Source organism: Dongia deserti (genome assembly GCF_003574735.1).
In the GTDB taxonomy this organism is placed as follows: domain Bacteria; phylum Pseudomonadota; class Alphaproteobacteria; order Dongiales; family Dongiaceae; genus Dongia_A; species Dongia_A deserti.
In genome coordinates this window covers 1-16,526 of record NZ_QORW01000005.1, presented here as the reverse complement: position 1 = coordinate 16,526, position 16,526 = coordinate 1, and the positions used below count along the sequence as shown (strand labels likewise).

20 protein-coding genes are annotated in these 16,526 nt (G+C 63.6%); 8 read left to right on the top strand and 12 right to left on the bottom strand.

Features of this window, described 5'->3' with window-relative positions; translation table 11 throughout:
* The first annotated feature begins 18 nt into the window (after nt 1-18).
* Both DTX69_RS08855 and DTX69_RS08850 read left to right on the top strand, forming a co-directional pair.
* Nucleotides 19-645, top strand: coding sequence for a gamma-glutamylcyclotransferase (locus DTX69_RS08855; RefSeq protein WP_284735645.1), 627 nt, complete (start codon nt 19-21; stop codon nt 643-645).
* Nucleotides 646-678: 33 nt separating this feature from the next.
* On the top strand, nt 679-1,290 hold the full coding sequence (locus DTX69_RS08850) for a glutathione S-transferase family protein (protein ID WP_119301177.1): 612 nt from the start codon (nt 679-681) through the stop codon (nt 1,288-1,290).
* A gap of 2 nt (nt 1,291-1,292) precedes the next feature.
* On the opposite strand, the gene DTX69_RS08845 is transcribed toward DTX69_RS08850, so the two are convergent.
* Genes DTX69_RS08845 through def form a run of 3 tightly spaced genes read right to left on the bottom strand, consistent with a single transcriptional unit; the run spans nt 1,293 to nt 3,017 of the window.
* A complete protein-coding gene (locus tag DTX69_RS08845) occupies nt 1,293-1,772 on the bottom strand; it encodes a thiol-disulfide oxidoreductase DCC family protein (protein WP_162917019.1) in 480 nt (159 codons plus the stop codon).
* 4 nt (nt 1,773-1,776) lie between these two features.
* The gene (locus DTX69_RS08840) at nt 1,777-2,460 is read right to left on the bottom strand and encodes a COQ9 family protein (RefSeq protein ID WP_119301175.1); all 684 of its coding nucleotides are present in this window, start codon (nt 2,458-2,460) and stop codon (nt 1,777-1,779) included.
* A 5-nt stretch (nt 2,461-2,465) separates the two neighbouring features.
* Nucleotides 2,466-3,017, bottom strand: coding sequence for a peptide deformylase (gene def, locus DTX69_RS08835; protein WP_119301174.1), 552 nt, complete (start codon nt 3,015-3,017; stop codon nt 2,466-2,468).
* 203 nt (nt 3,018-3,220) lie between these two features.
* On the opposite strand from def, the gene rpsU reads away from it, so the two are divergent.
* On the top strand, nt 3,221-3,424 hold the full coding sequence (gene rpsU / locus DTX69_RS08830) for a 30S ribosomal protein S21 (protein ID WP_119284384.1): 204 nt from the start codon (nt 3,221-3,223) through the stop codon (nt 3,422-3,424).
* Between the two features lie 64 nt (nt 3,425-3,488).
* On the opposite strand, the gene DTX69_RS08825 is transcribed toward rpsU, so the two are convergent.
* The 3 genes from DTX69_RS08825 to DTX69_RS08815 all read right to left on the bottom strand — a co-directional run bounded on the left by DTX69_RS08825 (nt 3,489) and on the right by DTX69_RS08815 (nt 5,924).
* Entirely contained in the window at nt 3,489-4,289 is an 801-nt protein-coding gene (locus DTX69_RS08825; RefSeq protein WP_119301173.1) for an undecaprenyl-diphosphate phosphatase, read from the bottom strand.
* A gap of 145 nt (nt 4,290-4,434) precedes the next feature.
* Nucleotides 4,435-5,334 (bottom strand): GGDEF domain-containing protein, encoded by a 900-nt coding sequence (locus tag DTX69_RS08820; RefSeq protein ID WP_162917018.1) that lies wholly within the window; start codon nt 5,332-5,334, stop codon nt 4,435-4,437.
* Nucleotides 5,335-5,576: 242 nt separating this feature from the next.
* Nucleotides 5,577-5,924 (bottom strand): DUF6356 family protein, encoded by a 348-nt coding sequence (locus DTX69_RS08815; protein WP_284735644.1) that lies wholly within the window; start codon nt 5,922-5,924, stop codon nt 5,577-5,579.
* A 34-nt stretch (nt 5,925-5,958) separates the two neighbouring features.
* On the opposite strand from DTX69_RS08815, the gene DTX69_RS08810 reads away from it, so the two are divergent.
* Nucleotides 5,959-6,420, top strand: coding sequence for an Lrp/AsnC family transcriptional regulator (locus tag DTX69_RS08810; RefSeq protein ID WP_284735643.1), 462 nt, complete (start codon nt 5,959-5,961; stop codon nt 6,418-6,420).
* Here DTX69_RS08810 and DTX69_RS08805 read toward each other — a convergent pair whose 3' ends face one another.
* The 3 genes from DTX69_RS08805 to DTX69_RS08795 are packed head-to-tail and all read right to left on the bottom strand — an operon-like array spanning nt 6,421 to nt 9,334.
* Nucleotides 6,421-7,815, bottom strand: a complete 1,395-nt coding sequence (locus tag DTX69_RS08805; RefSeq protein ID WP_119301170.1) for an NAD(P)(+) transhydrogenase (Re/Si-specific) subunit beta — start codon at nt 7,813-7,815, stop codon at nt 6,421-6,423.
* A 22-nt stretch (nt 7,816-7,837) separates the two neighbouring features.
* Complete coding sequence (locus DTX69_RS08800; protein WP_119301169.1) at nt 7,838-8,173, bottom strand: proton-translocating transhydrogenase family protein; 336 nt, start codon at nt 8,171-8,173, stop codon at nt 7,838-7,840.
* 12 nt (nt 8,174-8,185) lie between these two features.
* A complete protein-coding gene (locus tag DTX69_RS08795) occupies nt 8,186-9,334 on the bottom strand; it encodes a Re/Si-specific NAD(P)(+) transhydrogenase subunit alpha (protein WP_119301168.1) in 1,149 nt (382 codons plus the stop codon).
* A gap of 380 nt (nt 9,335-9,714) precedes the next feature.
* Between DTX69_RS08795 and DTX69_RS08790 the strand changes: the two genes are divergently transcribed.
* Both DTX69_RS08790 and DTX69_RS30065 read left to right on the top strand, forming a co-directional pair.
* The gene (locus DTX69_RS08790) at nt 9,715-10,065 is read left to right on the top strand and encodes a PAS domain-containing protein (RefSeq protein WP_162917017.1); all 351 of its coding nucleotides are present in this window, start codon (nt 9,715-9,717) and stop codon (nt 10,063-10,065) included.
* Between the two features lie 106 nt (nt 10,066-10,171).
* Nucleotides 10,172-10,327, top strand: coding sequence for a hypothetical protein (locus DTX69_RS30065; RefSeq protein WP_162917016.1), 156 nt, complete (start codon nt 10,172-10,174; stop codon nt 10,325-10,327).
* A 9-nt stretch (nt 10,328-10,336) separates the two neighbouring features.
* Here the strand turns inward: DTX69_RS30065 and DTX69_RS08785 are convergent, their stop codons facing one another.
* Genes DTX69_RS08785 through DTX69_RS08775 form a run of 3 tightly spaced genes read right to left on the bottom strand, consistent with a single transcriptional unit; the run spans nt 10,337 to nt 14,148 of the window.
* Complete coding sequence (locus DTX69_RS08785) at nt 10,337-10,981, bottom strand: glutathione S-transferase family protein (RefSeq protein ID WP_119301166.1); 645 nt, start codon at nt 10,979-10,981, stop codon at nt 10,337-10,339.
* 10 nt (nt 10,982-10,991) lie between these two features.
* Complete coding sequence (locus DTX69_RS08780; RefSeq protein ID WP_407643977.1) at nt 10,992-12,305, bottom strand: ABC1 kinase family protein; 1,314 nt, start codon at nt 12,303-12,305, stop codon at nt 10,992-10,994.
* Between the two features lie 52 nt (nt 12,306-12,357).
* Entirely contained in the window at nt 12,358-14,148 is a 1,791-nt protein-coding gene (locus DTX69_RS08775; RefSeq protein ID WP_119301164.1) for a M3 family oligoendopeptidase, read from the bottom strand.
* A 171-nt stretch (nt 14,149-14,319) separates the two neighbouring features.
* Here DTX69_RS08775 and DTX69_RS08770 point away from each other — a divergent pair, with 171 nt between their 5' ends.
* Together DTX69_RS08770 and DTX69_RS08765 are read left to right on the top strand one after the other, a co-directional pair.
* Nucleotides 14,320-14,853, top strand: coding sequence for a GNAT family N-acetyltransferase (locus DTX69_RS08770; protein WP_119301163.1), 534 nt, complete (start codon nt 14,320-14,322; stop codon nt 14,851-14,853).
* The coding region (locus DTX69_RS08765; protein WP_162917015.1) for an AMP-dependent synthetase/ligase at nt 14,850-16,526 on the top strand (1,677 nt) is incomplete at its 3' end. The genes DTX69_RS08770 and DTX69_RS08765, both read left to right, overlap by 4 nt.

The following is a 16,526-nucleotide window of genomic DNA, read 5'->3' as shown; positions in this document are numbered from 1 at the left end:
GCGCGCTTTCCAGATTCCGTGAAAGACGATCCCGGCGCCCACAAGCAATTGACCGAAGAAGAGCTCTCCGCATGGCTCGATCGCATCCTGTTGGAGCATGACGAGGGAGATCTGTGGCTGTTCGGCTATGGCTCGCTCATGTGGAAACCCGACCTGGACTTTGCGGAAAGCCGCCCGGCCTTGCTCAAGGGCTGGCATCGGCGCTTCTGCCTGTGGCAATGGCGTTGGCGCGGTTCGCGCCATCACCCAGGCCTGATGCTGGCGCTTGATCGCGGCGGCGCCTGCCGCGGCGTCGCCTATCGCATCGCGGCGCCCAGGGTGCGGGAGAAGGTTGCGAAGGTCTGGGAGCGCGAAATGGGCGGCAACGGCTATCGCCCGCGCTGGGTGAACCTGACAACCATGCAGGGCGCGCTGCGCGGCCTCACCTTCGTCGTGAATCACGAAGGCGGGCGTTACGCTGGCCGCATCTCCGACGAGATCGCCGCCGATCACATCGCGAGTGCCTGCGGCGAAGCCGGCACCAGTGCGGAATACCTGCTCGAAACCGTGCTCAGATGCGAGGAGCTTGGCATCCACGATCCATTCCTGTGGCGCTTGCAGGAGCTGGTCGCGGAACGGATGCGCACGGTGGACGAAACGCGTTAGGATGGGGTCGAGAGCTTCCCCGCTGGTGATGTTATGGAATTCATCCTCTACGGCAATCGCGAGTCCGGCCATTCCTACAAGGCTAGGCTGATGCTGACGCTGACGCAAACGCCGCACGAATATCGGCCGATCGATATCGAGCTGCCGCGCGATCGGCGCCCCGCCGAGTTTCAGCAGGTGAGCAGGTATGGCGAGGTTCCGGTGTTGCTGGATCGCGGCCAAGCTTATGTCCAGTCCAACGCGATCCTATTGCACCTGGCGCAGCGCACCATGAAGTTCTACGGGCGCGATGCCGTCGACCACGACCAGGTGCGCGAATGGCTGTTCTGGGAAGCCAACCGCATCGGCATCTCGGTTCCCAATCTGCGCTTCTGCTTGCGGTGGATCCCCGATACCAAGCCGGAGGTGCTGGATTGGCTGCGCGCCCGCGCTTTGGCGGATCTCGACCGCATGAACAGCGAATTTGGCGAACGCAAGTTCCTGCTGGGCGAGATCCCGACCGTCGCGGACATCAGCTGCTGCGGCTACCTGTTCTGGGCGGATCAGGCCGATATCGACCTCTCGGCGTGGCCGCACGTCCAGCGCTGGCTGGGCGACATCAGCGCCCTGCCCGGCTGGAAGCATCCATATGATTTGATGTCCTGAGGCTACAGGAAGCGCTCGGCGTGCGCTTCGTCGGCCACCAGGCACAACTCGCGCCGCCCGAACCAGCGGTAGCGGTTCCGCGCGATGAAATCGTAGAGACGATCAAGCGAACGCGTGGGCAGGATCGAGAACACCGCAAGCCACGGCCAGGGCCAGCGTAGGTACTGCACCATGCTGAGGAAGCCGCGTGATTTGTGCAGGATCACCGCGTTCTCGACCAGGTAGAAGCTGTCGAAGGTCTGCGCGGGCAAACCGGCGCGCTTCAGAAATTCCTGGCCCAGCGGCGATTGGGCCGCGAGGAACTTCAGGCGTTCGTGGCGGTCGCGCTTCAGCGCAAAACGCACCCAGCCGTGGCAGAGATTGCAGGCGCCGTCATAGACCATGACAGGCGCCCCGCGCGACAAGCCGGTCAGGATGGGATCAAACCCGACTCGGCCGGCTTCGCGCGGCCGCTCTGTGCGCGCTGGCCGCGTCGCCAGCATGCGACTAGCCGCGGGCCGCCCTGGCGCCGCGGAAGCCGCGTGGGCGCATGCGTTGCGCGACGCGGAACGGATTGGGCAGGCGGCTGGTGATGGCGCCGACCTTGCCGAGCACTTTCGGTACCTGCATGACCTCATCGATGCGGCGATCGAGGAAGGACCAGGTATCGGCCGCACCCGCCGACTTGTCGTTCAGCCAATAGAGGACGGTCGAGGAATAGACGCCCGCCAGCAGCGCGCGCTTGGTATAGAAGTTGAAATCAGTCGCCGTGTCGCCCGCGCCGTACCACATCGCATCCACCGAGCGATAGAGCACTCGTAAAGCCAACGCCGCATTGTGCGGCATGGCCAGGAAGCTGCAGGCGGACTTGATGGCTTCGCGATGCCGCATATTGCGTTGCAGCCGCGTCTTCACGGCGAAGGCGATGCGGTCACGCACGCGCATGTCGGCGACGTTCGCCCGCGCCATCGCTTCCAGCATGTGGCGGTCCTCGACCTCGTGATAGAAGGCGAGCAGCTCCGCCATCCCGCCCGGGAACGCGTTGAGCGCGCGGTCGAGGGGAATGCCGGCGTCCTTGGCGCCGAGATCGAGCGCCTTCTGCGACCAGCCATCGAAGGCGGCGTGCGACAAGGTCGCCTCCAGCAGCGCCAGCCGGTCTGCGTCGCGGTCATAGGTGCGCTCATGGCTCATGGGCTCTACTCCTCTTCCAGTTTCTGCCCGTCGCCGAAGCGGCGCAGTTCCTCAACAAACGCCAGTTGCGAAAGGTCCGTCATCCGCATCGGATAGAGGATGCCGTCCAGATGATCGCATTCATGCTGCACCACGCGCGCATGATAGCCCCTGGCCTCGCGCTCGAACATGCGGCCATGCAAATCGAGCGCGCGGTAGCGGATGTGGGTGAAACGCGGCACTGGGCCGGCCAGCCCAGGCACGGACAGGCACGCCTCGACGCCCGCGGCCTTCTCTTCCGATAAAGGCTCGATCTCCGGGTTGATCAGGACGGTCAGCGGGATGTCCTCGGCGGGCTCGCCACTGGCTGCCCGGCGCTCCCCCGGCACGTAGAAGATCACGATTCGCTTGGTGACGTGGACCTGTGGCGCGGCCAACCCGATCCCGCCTACATCCTCCAGCGTCTCCACCATGTCGCGAACAAGCCATTGAATCTCTTTGGATTTGGGATCTGGAACAGGCTCCGCCCGGGCCTTCAGAACCGGGTGCCCCATGCGCGCGATTTTCAAGATCGCCATCTCGCGATTTCTCCCTTTCCCTTTGAAATATGGGACAGAATCACTGCCATCGGAAGCCCCGAGAGCCCTTCACAAGGTGGCCGGCCTGTGCTACACACCGCGCCAATCAACGGGCGGCCGAACGTCGCCCGATGTTTTTTTGCGGTTTCAACCGGCCGGTGGATGGACTGGCCGATGTGACAGAGATAGGAGCTGAGTCAACCGTGCAAGTCCTCGTCCGTGACAACAATGTCGACCAGGCCCTGCGCGCGCTGAAGAAGAAGATGCAGCGCGAGGGTATTTTCCGCGAAATGAAGATGCGCCGGAACTACGAGAAGCCCTCGGAGCGGAAGGCGCGGGAGAAGGCGGAAGCTGTGCGGCGTCACCGGAAGTTGTTGCGCAAGCGCCTGGAGCGCGAAGGCTACTAGTCCCCACGCTGTTTGGAGCGAAGGTTCGTCGGGGTCGGCTCGCCGGCCCCGATTTGTTTTTGGGCTACCACAGCACGATCAGGATGATCGCGCCGAGCGCGATGCGGTACCAGGCGAAGATGTTGAAGGTGTGGCTAGCGACGTAGCGCAGCAGCCAGCGGATGCAGACCAGCGCCGAGATGAAGGACACGATCAATCCGACCGAGAGGATCTCGACATCGTCGGCCGAGAACTCGCTCCGGTGCTGCATGAGGTCGTAGCCGCCGGCTGCGATCAGGGTTGGCACGGCAAGGAAGAAGGAGAACTCGGTCGCCGCCTTGCGCGACAGGCCGCACAGCATGCCGCCGATGATTGTAGCGCCGGCGCGCGAAACGCCGGGGACGAGCGAGAAACACTGGGCAATGCCGATCAGGAAGGCATCGCGCCAGGTCATGGCGTCGATGCTTTCCACGCGCCAGCTCTTGTAGAAGCGCTCCACCGCCAAGATGACGAAAGCGCCGGCAATCAGCGCGATCGCCACGGGGATCGACCCGAACAGATGCGCCTTGATCAGGCTGCCGAACAACAGACCGATGATTGCAGCAGGCAGGAACGCGACGAACAGTTTGCCCACGAAGATCTGGGCGTCGCGCTGCGTGAAGAGGCCAACGGTCAGGCCCCAGAACTTGACACGGTATTGCCACATCACCGCCAGCATCGCGCCGGTCTGGATCATGATGAGAAAGGCCTTGCCCTTCTCGTCATTGAAGGCGAGCAGCTCGCCGGCGAGGATCAGGTGCCCGGTGCTGGAAATCGGCAGGAATTCGGTGAGACCTTCGACGATGCCAAGGATAGCGGCTTTGATAAGCGGACCGAGTTCTTGCATTCAGGATTTCCGAGTCGCGGGAAGAAAACGGGCGGACCCTAGCCAATTCCGGCGGCCCTAGCGACCGAATTTGCTGTGACGTCCGGAGCAATTTCCGCCGAAGTGGATGCCGGTTCGGCGTAGAAAATGCGACCACTTAGCCCCATCAGGGCAGCGTCTTCAGCTGATTGCGCCCGCCCTGCTTCGCGGAAGAGAGCGCGTCGGCGGCAAGGCTCAGGAATTCCGGCAGTCCGTCGCGCGATTTCGGCTCCAGGGTCGCGAGGCCGATCGAGATCGTGACGTGGCCGCCGTTGTTGTCGGCGTAGGGCAAACGCAGGTTGCGCACGCGGCTGAGCAGCCGGTCGGCGACGTGGCTGGCTCCCGTCCCATCAGTATCGGGCAGCAGGGCCACGAACTGGTCACCATGATAGCGCGCCAGCAAGTCCGACGGGCGGCGGATCTCGTCAGCCAAAGCGCCGGCCAATTGGCGCAGCACCTCGTCGCCGGCGATATAGCCGTGCTGCTCGTTGTACGCGCGAAAATTGTCGATGTCGATCACAGCCACCGAAACCTTGGTGTGATGGCGCAGCGCGCGGCGCCATTCGCGGTCGGCGTGAGCGTCGAAGTGCGACAGGCTGGCGACGCCGCTCACCTCGTCGATGCCAGAGTGGTGCGCGAGTGTGTCGCGCTCCTGCTTGAGGTCCAAATGGCGCTGCACGCGCGCCGCCAGCACCAGCGGGCTCAGCGGCTTGGAAATGAAATCGACCGCGCCCAGGGCCAGGCCGCGGATCGCGATTGGCTCCTGGGCCGTGCTGGCCAGCAGCACGATCGGCGTGTTGCGCGTGCTCGGCGCGTTGCGGAAATGCCTGATCATGCCATGGACGATGCCGGCGCCCTGGTCATCGCCGATATCGAGGGCGATCAGGTCGGGCGGTATGCGATCGGCGAAGCGCATTGCCTCGCCGGCGTCATTCGCGGCCTGAATGTCGCGGCGGCCCTTGAAGGTAATCTTGAACACCGCCCGATTCGCAATCGAGGCGTTGATCAGCAACAACTTATCTGCCATCGGTATATTCATTGGTTGAACTTGGCCCCCGCAGGAAAGGCGTCTAGCACGGTGACGCCGAGACTTTCCAGCCCAAGACTCGACCGAAACTCACACATAGTAGCGCAAGTCGAGCAATAGCGCGCCGCAATCCTACCGGGAATATGGTTTACGATTCCTTGCCGGCGCTCCGGGCAGGCAAAAAGAAGACATCCGCTCCGCTCCAGCGAACTGAGCCGGCATGCGACGAGACGTGTTGGATATCAGATATACTCAGCGAAGCCGAACGAGGGCGTCGGCGTCTGCACCTGGTTCGACTTCGCGCGGCGCGCCACGATGTCGGCGTTCATCGCCAGGATGATGCGCGATGCCGTGGTCTGGCACAGGCACGGCACGACCGCGTGGATCAGAGCCGCCGATCCGGCCGCCAGAAGCCGAGCGCCGATGCGCAAGGCAAAGGCGCAGTGCTGCAGGTAGGTCTCACCAACAGTGTGCGGATGGGCCAGGAAAACGCGATCCAGCAATTGCATGACAATCTCCAGCAGAGAGGTGAGACCATACACCGGATCGCGCGAGAATTTGTCCCAATATGTCCCCTGATATGCTATCATTGCAGGATGATATCCCAGCTTACTGGAAGATTCTGTGATAGATGACATAGATCGCGCTCTGCTCGGCGCCTTGCAGAAGGATGCCAGCCTCTCCGTCGACGAGCTGTCGGAGCGGGTGCATCTGTCGCGCAACGCCTGCTGGCGGCGTGTCAAACGGCTGGAGGAAGAAGGCATCATCAAGGCCCGGGTTGCGCTGCTGGACGCGGCGAAGCTCAATCTCGGCCTCACCGCTTTTATCGCGGTGCGGACGGCCCATCACGAAGCGGGCTGGCTCGAGAAGTTCTCCGCCGCCGTGCGAGACATCCCGGAGATCGTCGGCGTCTATCGCACGACCGGCGATATCGACTATCTGCTGCAGGCGGTGGTGCCCGACGTTGCGGGCTATGACGCGCTCTACAAGCGGCTGATCGCCCGCATCGCGCTCAGCGACGTGTCGTCGAGCTTCGTGATGGAGAAGATCAAGGAGACGACGGCCCTGCCCCTCACGCAGGTCTGATCACCCCAGCGACTTTACGATGTCCTCGCACATCTTCTTGGCATCGCCGAACAGCATCATGGTGTTGTTGCGGAAGAACAGCTCGTTGTCGACGCCGGCATAGCCGGATGCCATCGAGCGCTTCACGAACAACACCGTCTTCGCCTGCTCCACATCCAGGATCGGCATGCCATAGATTGGGCTCTTGGGGTCGGTCTTGGCGGCAGGGTTGGTGACGTCGTTGGCGCCGATCACAAAGGCGACGTCGGCTTGCGCGAAGTCGCGGTTGATGTCCTCCAGCTCGAACACCTCGTCGTACGGCACGCTGGCCTCGGCCAGCAGCACGTTCATGTGGCCCGGCATGCGGCCCGCCACCGGGTGGATAGCGTAGGAGATCTTGGCGCCCTCATCCTTCAGCAGGTCGGCCATCTCGCGCAGGGCGTGCTGCGCCTGCGCCACCGCCATACCGTAGCCTGGCACGATGATGACGCTGGAGGCGTTCTTCATGATGAAGGCCGCGTCCTCCGCACTGCCGGCCTTGATCGGCTTGTCACCGCTCTTGGCGCCTGCTGCGGCTGCACCGCTGTCCGTGCCGAAGCCGCCCAGGATCACATTGAAGATCGAGCGGTTCATGCCCTTGCACATGATGTAGCTGAGGATGGCGCCCGAGGAGCCGACCAGCGCGCCGGTGATGATCAGCAAGCTGTTCGACAGCGTGAAGCCGATGCCGCAGGCCGCCCAGCCGGAATAGGAGTTCAGCATCGAGACCACGACCGGCATGTCCGCACCGCCGATCGGCAGGATCAGCAGGAAGCCGAGCAGCAGCGAGACCACCACCAGGGCCCAGAAGGCAGCCTGCGACTGTGTGACGATGAGCGCAACGATGAGCACAACGATGGCGATGCCCAGTGCCGCATTGAGGATGTGTTGGCCCGTGAACACCAGCGGCGCACCGGACATCAGCGCCTGCAGCTTCGCGAAGGCGATGACCGAGCCGGTGAAGGTAACGGCGCCGACTGCAACACCGAGCCCCATTTCCACCAGACTGCCGGCATGGATGTTGCCCACTTCGCCGATGCCGAACTTGTGCGGCGCGTAGAAGGCCGCCGCAGCCACGGCAACCGCGGCGAGACCGACCAGCGAGTGGAAGGCAGCGACCAACTGCGGCAGGGCCGTCATCTGGATGCGCTGGGCGATCACGGTGCCGACCAAGCCGCCGGCGATGATGCCGCCGACAATCCACCAGTAACTCTGCACGATCGGAAGCGCGACCGTCGTGACGATCGCGATCACCATGCCAACCACGCCGTAGAGCAGGCCGCCGCGCGAGGTCTCCGGCGAGGACAGTCCGCGCAACGCCATGATGAAGCAGACCGATGCGATCAGGTAGAGGAAGGCGATCAGGGTCTCGTTCATGTCTTTGTTCCCTCGATCCGCCTCAGCGGCCCTTCTTCTTGAACATGGACAACATGCGGTAGGTCACCAGGAATCCGCCGAAGATGTTGACCGAGGCGAGCGTCACGCCGATGAAGCCCATGATCTGGCTGAAGCTGAAATCGGCCGGACCCGCTGCGATCAGCGCACCAACGATGATGACCGAGGAGATGCCGTTGGTGACCGCCATCAGCGGCGAGTGCAAGGCGGGCGTCACCCGCCAGACCACGTAGTAGCCGACGAAGCACGCGAGCACGAACACGGTGAACAGGAACACGAAGGGCGCGTGGGCAATGCCTTCGGCCATCTGTCCTGCGGTTTCCGCGACGGTGGTTTCCATGGCGCGCTCTCCTTACGCCTTGAAGTTCGGATGGATGATCTGGCCGTCGCGGGTCAGCGCCACGCCTTTCACGATCTCATCCTCCCAGTTGATCTTCAGCCCCTTGGTCTCCTTGTCGATCAGGAGCGTCAGGAAGTTCAGCAGGTTCCGGGCATAAAGCGAGCTCGCATCGGCGGCGAGGCGGCTCGGCACGTTGGCATGGCCAACAATCTTGACGCCTTGCTTCTCCACCACCTTGCCGACTTCCGAGAGCGGGCAGTTGCCGCCCTGCTCCACCGCCAGATCGACGATGATCGAGCCCGGTTTCATACTTTTCACCATCTCCTCGGTGACCAGCACCGGCGCCTTGCGGCCGGGGATCAAAGCGGTGGTGATGATGACATCCTGCTTCTTGATGTGCTCGGCGACCAAAGCGGCCTGCTTCGCCTTGTAGGTGTCGCTCATTTCCTTGGCGTAGCCGCCGGCCGTTTCGGCCTGCTTGAACTCCTCATCTTCGACCGCGATGAAGGTGGCACCCAAACTTTCCACCTGCTCCTTGGTCGCCGGTCGCACGTCAGTGGCCGAGACGATGGCGCCCAAGCGCCGTGCGGTCGCGATCGCCTGCAGGCCCGCGACGCCGACGCCCATCACGAACACGCGGGCCGGTGCGACCGTGCCCGCCGCGGTCATCATCATGGGGAAGGCGCGGCCGAATTCCGCCGCCGCGTCGATCACGGCCTTGTAGCCCGCCAGGTTCGATTGCGAGCTGAGCACGTCCATGTTCTGCGCGCGGCTGATGCGCGGCATCAGCTCCATGGCGCAGGCGATGATGCCGGCCTGGGCATAGCCACCGATCTGGTCCTTGGCGACATAGGGATTGAGGCTGGCGACCAGCATGGCGCCGCGCTTCATGAAGGAGAGTTCGTCCGGCCCGCCTTCCGCGGCGGTTAGCGGGCGCTGGACCTTCAGCACCACATCGGCCTCGGAGAGGGCCGCGCGCGCATCCGGCACGATCTTGGCCCCTGCCGCCTCCAGGACGCTGTCCGGGATCGAGCAGCCTTCGCCGGCACCGGCCTCGACCAGCACCTCCACGCCCATACCCACATATTTCTTGATCGTATCGGGAGAAACCGCGCAGCGCTTTTCGTCAGGCCGCCGCTCCTTCGCCACGCCGATTTTCATGCTCTCTCCCCGGTTTACAAATCCGGTGTTACCCCTGAAGGCAGGCTTCAAGGCTAGCGTCGCCGTCTCGCCAGAATGTGCGATTCTCCCCTGCGATTGGCCGATTTTCGACCGTTTGCCGCGTCGAATCCACTCACCCGCCCCTAGGCGCGCGCATATTGCACAGTTTGGCCGGAGTGAACAAGGCGTGCCAAAGGCCAAGTTGATGTGTGAAATGAGCGCAGGCGACGCGATTGTCTGCTACCACCCTTTTGCACCGACTAGCCGGAGACGAACTGGGACTAGAATGCCTTTAGACCGACCGCGCATCGTGTGGATCCATGCCTGATACGCAGCTCGGCTCCGAGGCTGATGAAGTCGACCTGCAGACGGTAGGCCGGATGGCCGAGGAGCTGGCGAAATCGAGTTTCTCCCCAACTGCAGATGACCTTTTTACGGCGCTTGATCGGGCGGCACCCATCGTCGTTTGGTCGCCGCCCCCGGGCTCTTTGCCGCTCGATGGGCTGCGCTTTCTCCTCAAATATTGGGACGACGCGCGCGACCAGGCAACGATGCCGCCGGTTTCAGCCATCGACGCATTGGCGCTGAAGCCGGTGCTGGGCAACATCATCATCCTCGATGTGCTCGAGGGTGGCGCGGACTTCCGCTTCCGCCTATTCGGCACGGCAGTAGCGGAAGCCGCCCGGCTCGACTGGACCGGCCGGACAGTGGACGACATGGGCGGACCCTGAAGGGACCGGGTCCCGCGTTTTACCTGGCAGGCTATCGCGCGCTGCTGCAGCGGCGAGAGCCGCTCTTCACCGTCAGCCCTGCGATGGTCATTTTCGGAAACCGCTCTTGGGTGCGGCTCATTCTGCCCATGGCAACGATCACCGCGTGGAACGCATCCTGGTCGGCAACTACGCGATCGGCGACACCTTCGTCAGTGACGAGGACGAACGCAAGCTCACCGCGCTACGCGAGCAGGTGCGGGCAGCGCGCGACCCAAGCTGACGCAGCGCGTCATGCCTTCCAATGCGGCGGGATCGTGCGCTCGAAATAGGGCAACGCCTCGATGCGTTTCATCCAGGCGGCGATGTTCGCCGGCAGCTCCTCCCGCTTGATGCCCTGACCCGGCACACGTTCCTCCACCCGCACCGGTATCCGCATATACGGATAGATTGCGAAATCGGCGAGGCTGAGCCGGTCGGCGAAGAAATCACCCTTCAGGGAATTTGCCCAGAAGGGAAGCTCGGCCCTTACCTTGGCCTTGGCTTCTTCGATACGCGCGGGGCTGCGCTCCGAGGGCGACACGTAAAGCGTCTGTTCCATCAGGGCACTGCCGGCGGCATAGAGATAGTTGTCCGCTTCGGCGATCAAGCGGCGGATGATCGCACGAGCCTGCACATCCTTCGGCAGCAGCGGATTCTGCGGATACTTCTCTTCCAGATACTCGCAGATCGCATTGGACTCGTAGAGCGCGAAACCGTCATCCACGATGGCCGGCACGCGGCCGCGCGGATTGACCTTCAGGAAATCGGGTGACTTGGTGTCGTCATTGTCGAACGACAGGCGCGTGGCCGTATGCGGAATGGCCTTGTGCTCCAGCACCAGCCAAACCTTCCAGGCAAAAGGCGAGCCGGATCCGAAATAGAACGTGAGTGCCATGATGTTTTCCTTAGCGCTGTTTCTTGACGCCGGCTTCCTTGAGCGCGGCCTTCTGCCGCTTGTCGAGCGCCTTGATGTCGAAGCCGGTGATGAGCTCGTGGAACAGGCGGTACCAGTTGATCTCGGCCTTGAGATGCATGAAGACCGAGCCGAGGCCGATGGCCGCGCGGTCCATGAACACGAATTCCTTGGGCGGCGTCACCGGGCCTAAGCGGCGCAGCTCCGCATGCACGCCTTCCGCCACTTCGCGGCCATAGACACCCGTCTCGGCGTCCTGGATCTTGCGCTCCTTGTCCTCGAGCAGCGGGCCATAAACGAAGTGGGCCCAGCGATTGAGGACATCGATCACCTCGCGCGATAGTCCCTTGAAGCCCCAACTCTCATAGGCGGAGACCGCCAGGTCCCGGTCGTCGTTGAGCAGAGCGTAATAGAGATCGATCACGCCCTGCACGAATTTCGGCTCGAAGATCCGGATGCAGCCGAAATCCATCAGATTCACATCGCCGTTCGGCCGCGTCGTGTAGTTGCCGAGATGCGGGTCGCCGTGGATCACGCCGTAGTCGTAGAACGGGACGTACCAGGCGCGGAACATGTTGTAGGCGATGCGGTTCCTGAGCTCGAGCGAGGGCTTGCCCGACAGCACCTGCATGATCGGCTTGCCCTCGATCCAGCTCATGGTCAACAAGCGTTTGGTCGAGAGCGTCGGCATCGGTTCCGGCAGATGCACGTGCTTCTCGCCCGCCAGCATGCGCCGATAGAGGCCCATGTGCCGCGCCTCCAGCTCGTAATCCAGCTCCTCGCGCAGCCGGTCCGCGATCTCGCCATGGATCTCCTTGGTGTGGATCGCGCGGTCGTAGCGCTCGTAGATCGAGAAGATGATGCTGAGCTGAGAGAGGTCGGCTTCCACTGCTGACGCCATATCCGGGTATTGCAGCTTGCAGGCCAGCGCTTCGCCATCGTGCGATACCGCGCGGTGCACCTGGCCCAGCGAAGCCGCCGCGGCCGCCACATGCTCGAACTTCTTGAACTTGGACAACCAGTCGTGGCCGAGCTCCGCCGCCATACGGCGCTTGACGAACGGCCAACCCATGGCCGGCGCGTTGGCCTGAAGTTGCTGCAGCTCCTCCACGTATTCCTTGGGCAGAGCATCGGGGATGGTGGCCATGATCTGCGCCACCTTCATCAGCGGCCCCTTCAGCCCGCCAAGCGCGGCCTTCAGCTCCGCCGCGTGCTCGGCACGATCGATCTTGAGGCCGAGGTAACGCTGCCCCGCCACGCGCGCCGCTAAGCCGCCGACCGCGCGGCCGACGCGGGCATAACGCATGACGCGTCCGCCGAGAGAGTTGCGCTCGTCTGTCATTTAGGCGGCTGGGCCGTCACCCCATCTTTTCCAGTTCGTCGATGAACCCGGAAATCACGCCGAGCCCTTTGGACCAGAAAGCCGGATCGGCGGCATTGAGACCGAAAGGCGCCAGCAGTTCCTTATGCCGCTTGGTGCCGCCGGCCCTCAGCATGTCGAGGTATTTCTCCGCAAATCCCGCTTCGGCCTGTTGATAGGCCGCATAGAGCGAGTTCACCAGGCAATCGCCGAAGGCGTACGCATAGACGTAGAAGGGCGTGTGGATGAAATGCGGGATATAGGCCCAGTAGATCGCGTATCCGACGCCGTCCGGCAGATCGACGCCGTCACCCAGCGCTTCGCGCTGGGTCGATAACCAGATCTCCGAGATCTGCTCCGGCATCAGCTCGCCCTCGCGCCGCGCATCGTGCAGCCGCCGCTCGAATTCATGCATGGCGATCTGGCGCACCACCGTGTTCAGCATGTCCTCGACCTTGCCGGCCAGCAGGACCTTGCGTTCCTCCGGATCGGTCTCGCGCTTCAACAGCGCCTGGAAGGTCAGCATCTCGCCGAACACCGATGCGGTCTCCGCCAGGGTCGGTGGCGTGTCGCACAGGAGCTGGCCCTGCGGCGCGGCCAGCACCTGATGCACGCCATGGCCCAGTTCGTGCGCCAGGGTCATCAAGTCGCGCGTGCGGCCGTGATAGTTCAATAGCAGATAGGGATGCGCGCTCGGCACCGTGGGATGCGCAAAAGCGCCGGGCGCCTTGCCGGGACGCGGCGGCACGTCGATCCAGCCCTTCTCGAAGAACGTGCGGCCGACCTCCGCCAGCTTGGGCGAGAACGCATTGTAGGCATTGAGCACCAGAGATTGCGCCTCGCCCCACGCGATCGGCTTGTCCTCCTTGTCAGGCAGCGGCGCGTTGCGGTCCCAGTAATTGAGCTTCGGCATGCCGAGCCATTTGGCTTTCAGGCTGTAGTAACGATGCGAGAGCTTCGGGTAGCCGGCCTTCACCGCGGCAACCAGCGCATCCACCACCTCGTCCTCGACCTGGTTGGCCAAGTTGCGGGAAGAAACCGGACGCGCGAACTTGCGCCATTTGTCGTCGATCTCTTTTTCCTTCGCGAGCGTGTTGGTGACGAGCGCGAAGATGCGCTTGTTCTCGCCGAGGCCCTTCGCGATGGCATGGGCCGCCGCCTTGCGCTTGGCCGGATCCTGCTCGTAGAGCAGGTTCAAGGCCTCGTTGCTGGTCAGCTTCTTGCCGTCCACCTCGAAGCGCAGGTCGGCCATGGTTTCGTCGAACAGGCGCATCCAGGCCTGCCGGCCGGCCACGTCGCGCTCGTGCAACATCTTCTCCAGGTCATCGGACAGCTGATGCGGGCGGAACGAACGCACGACGTCGAGCCACGGCCTATAGCGGCGCAGGGGCTCGTGCTGGAACTTCGCCTCCATCTCGGAGTCGGGGACCTTGTTGATCTCGAGCGTGAAGAACAGGGTCTCGAGCGAGATCTGCGTCGCACGCTCGTTGATGTTCTGCTGGAACCGTCCGTATTCGGGATTGGACATGTCGCCGGCATAGAGCAGCTGGGCATAGCTCATCACCCGCCCGAGCGTTTCCTGGATCCGTTCATAGTCCAGGACCGCCGCCAGGAACTCCACGCCGCCGAGGCTGGCCAGCTTCCCCTCATATTGCTGGCGGAAGGCGGCGGCCTTGGTCCCCGCGTCCTTCAAGTCGCGCTCCACCTCCGGCGCGTTCGGGCCGGCATAGAGATCGCCGAGATTCCAGGTCGGGAGGGCTTGAGGGGTGGCGCCGTGGTCGGGGGTCATGGCAGTGATCCTGATGATATCCTGAGTTCGTTCGGGGCTTTGGCATTTGGCTCGACCTGATTTATATGGGAACACCCACCGCCCCGCCAAGTGAGGCAACTGTCACAAATTCAGCACTGAAATGACGTGTTCCTGCCCCTTCCTTCATCAGATCCGCGCGGTGGCCGCATCATGAGCGCGCCGATTGTGATCCGCGTCGAGCAGCCGGGCGACATTCCGCACATCCGTGACATCGTCGCGCACGCGTTCGGCCAGCGCGCGGAAGCCGACTTGGTCGACCGGCTGCGGGCCGACGGCGACGCCCTCATCTCGCTGGTTGCAGTTGCCGAGAGGGGCGAACTGGTGGGGCACATCCTGTTCAGCCGCCTTCCGATCAAAGGGGCGAAAGGCCGCGTGACAGAGGCCGCCGCGCTCGCGCCCCTCGCGGTCCGGCCGGAGCATCAAGGCAAGGGCGTCGGGAGCGCGCTCACCAAAGCCGGGATCAGGGCCTGCACAGCGTTGGATCTGGCAGCCATCATCGTGGTCGGTGATCCGAGATTCTATCAGCGCTTCGGCTTTTCGGCCGCCGCCGCGCGGAGCCTGCAATCGCCTTATCCGGGTGACGCGTTCATGGCGCTGGAGCTGAAGCCTGGCGCCTTGCGTGCCAAGGGAACTGTCCGCTACGCCGAGGCATTCGGCGCTCTGCCGGTCGAGGAAGATCCATGAACTACGATTCAATCCCGAGCCTGCCGCGGTTGTTCTTCGACCAGGCGCAAGAGTTCGGCGGAAAACCGTTTCTGTGGCGCAAGGAGGACGGGACGTTCCGGCCGATCCGCTGGGCGCGGGTCGCGGCCGATGTGCGGGCGCTGGCGCGCGGCCTGATCGCGCTCGGCGTGAAGCCAGGCGATCGCGTGGCGCTCATCGCGGAAAACCGTCCGGAGTGGCTGATCTCCGATCTCGCGATCATGTCGGTCGGCGCCATCACTGTCCCGGCCTTCTCCACCAACACCGTCGATGACAATAGGCACGTTCTGACACACAGCGGAGCGCGCGGGGTCATCATCTCCGGTCCCTCGATCGCGAAGCGCGCCTTGCCGGCGGCCATCCTGGCGCCGGAGCTGAACTTCCTCATCGCGATGGAGAAGCTGGACCGGGTGCACCAGCTTCCGCTGCGTTCCCTGAGCTGGGCCGAGGCGATGAGCCTGGGCGACGCCAAGCTCGACTCCGATATCGAGGAGCGCATTGGTGCGCTGGCCCGCGATGAGACCTGCTGCATCATCTACACGTCCGGCACCGGCGGCGTGCCTAAGGGCGTGATGCTGACCCACGGATCCATCCTGTGCAACATCACGGGCGCCTACAGGCTGCTGCAGGAAGTGGGCATGGGCAACGATGTGTTCCTGTCCTTCCTGCCCCTGTCGCACTCCTACGAACACACTGCGGGCCAGTTCCTGCCGATCTCCATCGGCGCGCAGATCTATTACGCCGAGAGCATCGACAAGCTGACGGAGAACATGGCGGAAGCCAGGCCGACCATCATGACGGCAGTGCCGCGGCTCTATGAAGTGATTCACCAGCGCATCCAGCGCGGCCTTGTCAAGGCCACGCCGTTCCAGCGCAAGATGTTTGATCTCGCCTATACGCTCGGCCGCAAGAACTACGAACATCCCGGCAGCCTGACCTTCAAGCAACGTCTCCAGAATCTCGTCTGCGAGCTGCTGGTGCGTCGCAAGGTGCGCAAGCGCTTCGGCGGCCGGCTCAAGGCCTTCGTCTCCGGCGGCGCGGCGCTGAACTACGAGATCGGCGTGTTTTTCCTGGCGCTCGGCGTTCCGCTGCTGCAGGGCTATGGGCAGACCGAGGCTTCGCCCGTCATCAGCGCCAACCGCCCGAAAAGGATCAAGATCGATACCGTCGGGCCGATCTGCGATGGGCTGCAGGCGCGCATCGCCGAGGATGGCGAGATCCTGGTCAAGGGCGAAGCCGTCATGAAAGGCTACTGGCGCGATCCGGAAGCGACCGAGCGCGCCATCGGTGACGGCTGGCTCTATACCGGCGATATCGGCGAGTTCGATGCCGACGGCTATCTCAAGATCACCGACCGCAAGAAGGACATCATCGTGCTGTCCGGCGGCGACAATGTGTCGCCCGCACGGATCGAGGGTTTCCTGGTGCTGCAGCCGGAGGTCGCCCAGGCCATGGTACATGGCGACCGCCACCCGCACCTCGTGGCGGTGATCGTCCCGGACCCGGAGTTCGCGAAGGACTGGGCGGCGCGCAACGGCGTTGAAAACGATCTCGCGACATTGGCCGGAAATTCGGCGTTCAACCGTGCGGTGGGCGCGGCCGTCGAACGCGTCAATGCCAGCCTCTCGCCGCTCGAACGTATCCGCCGCTTCGCG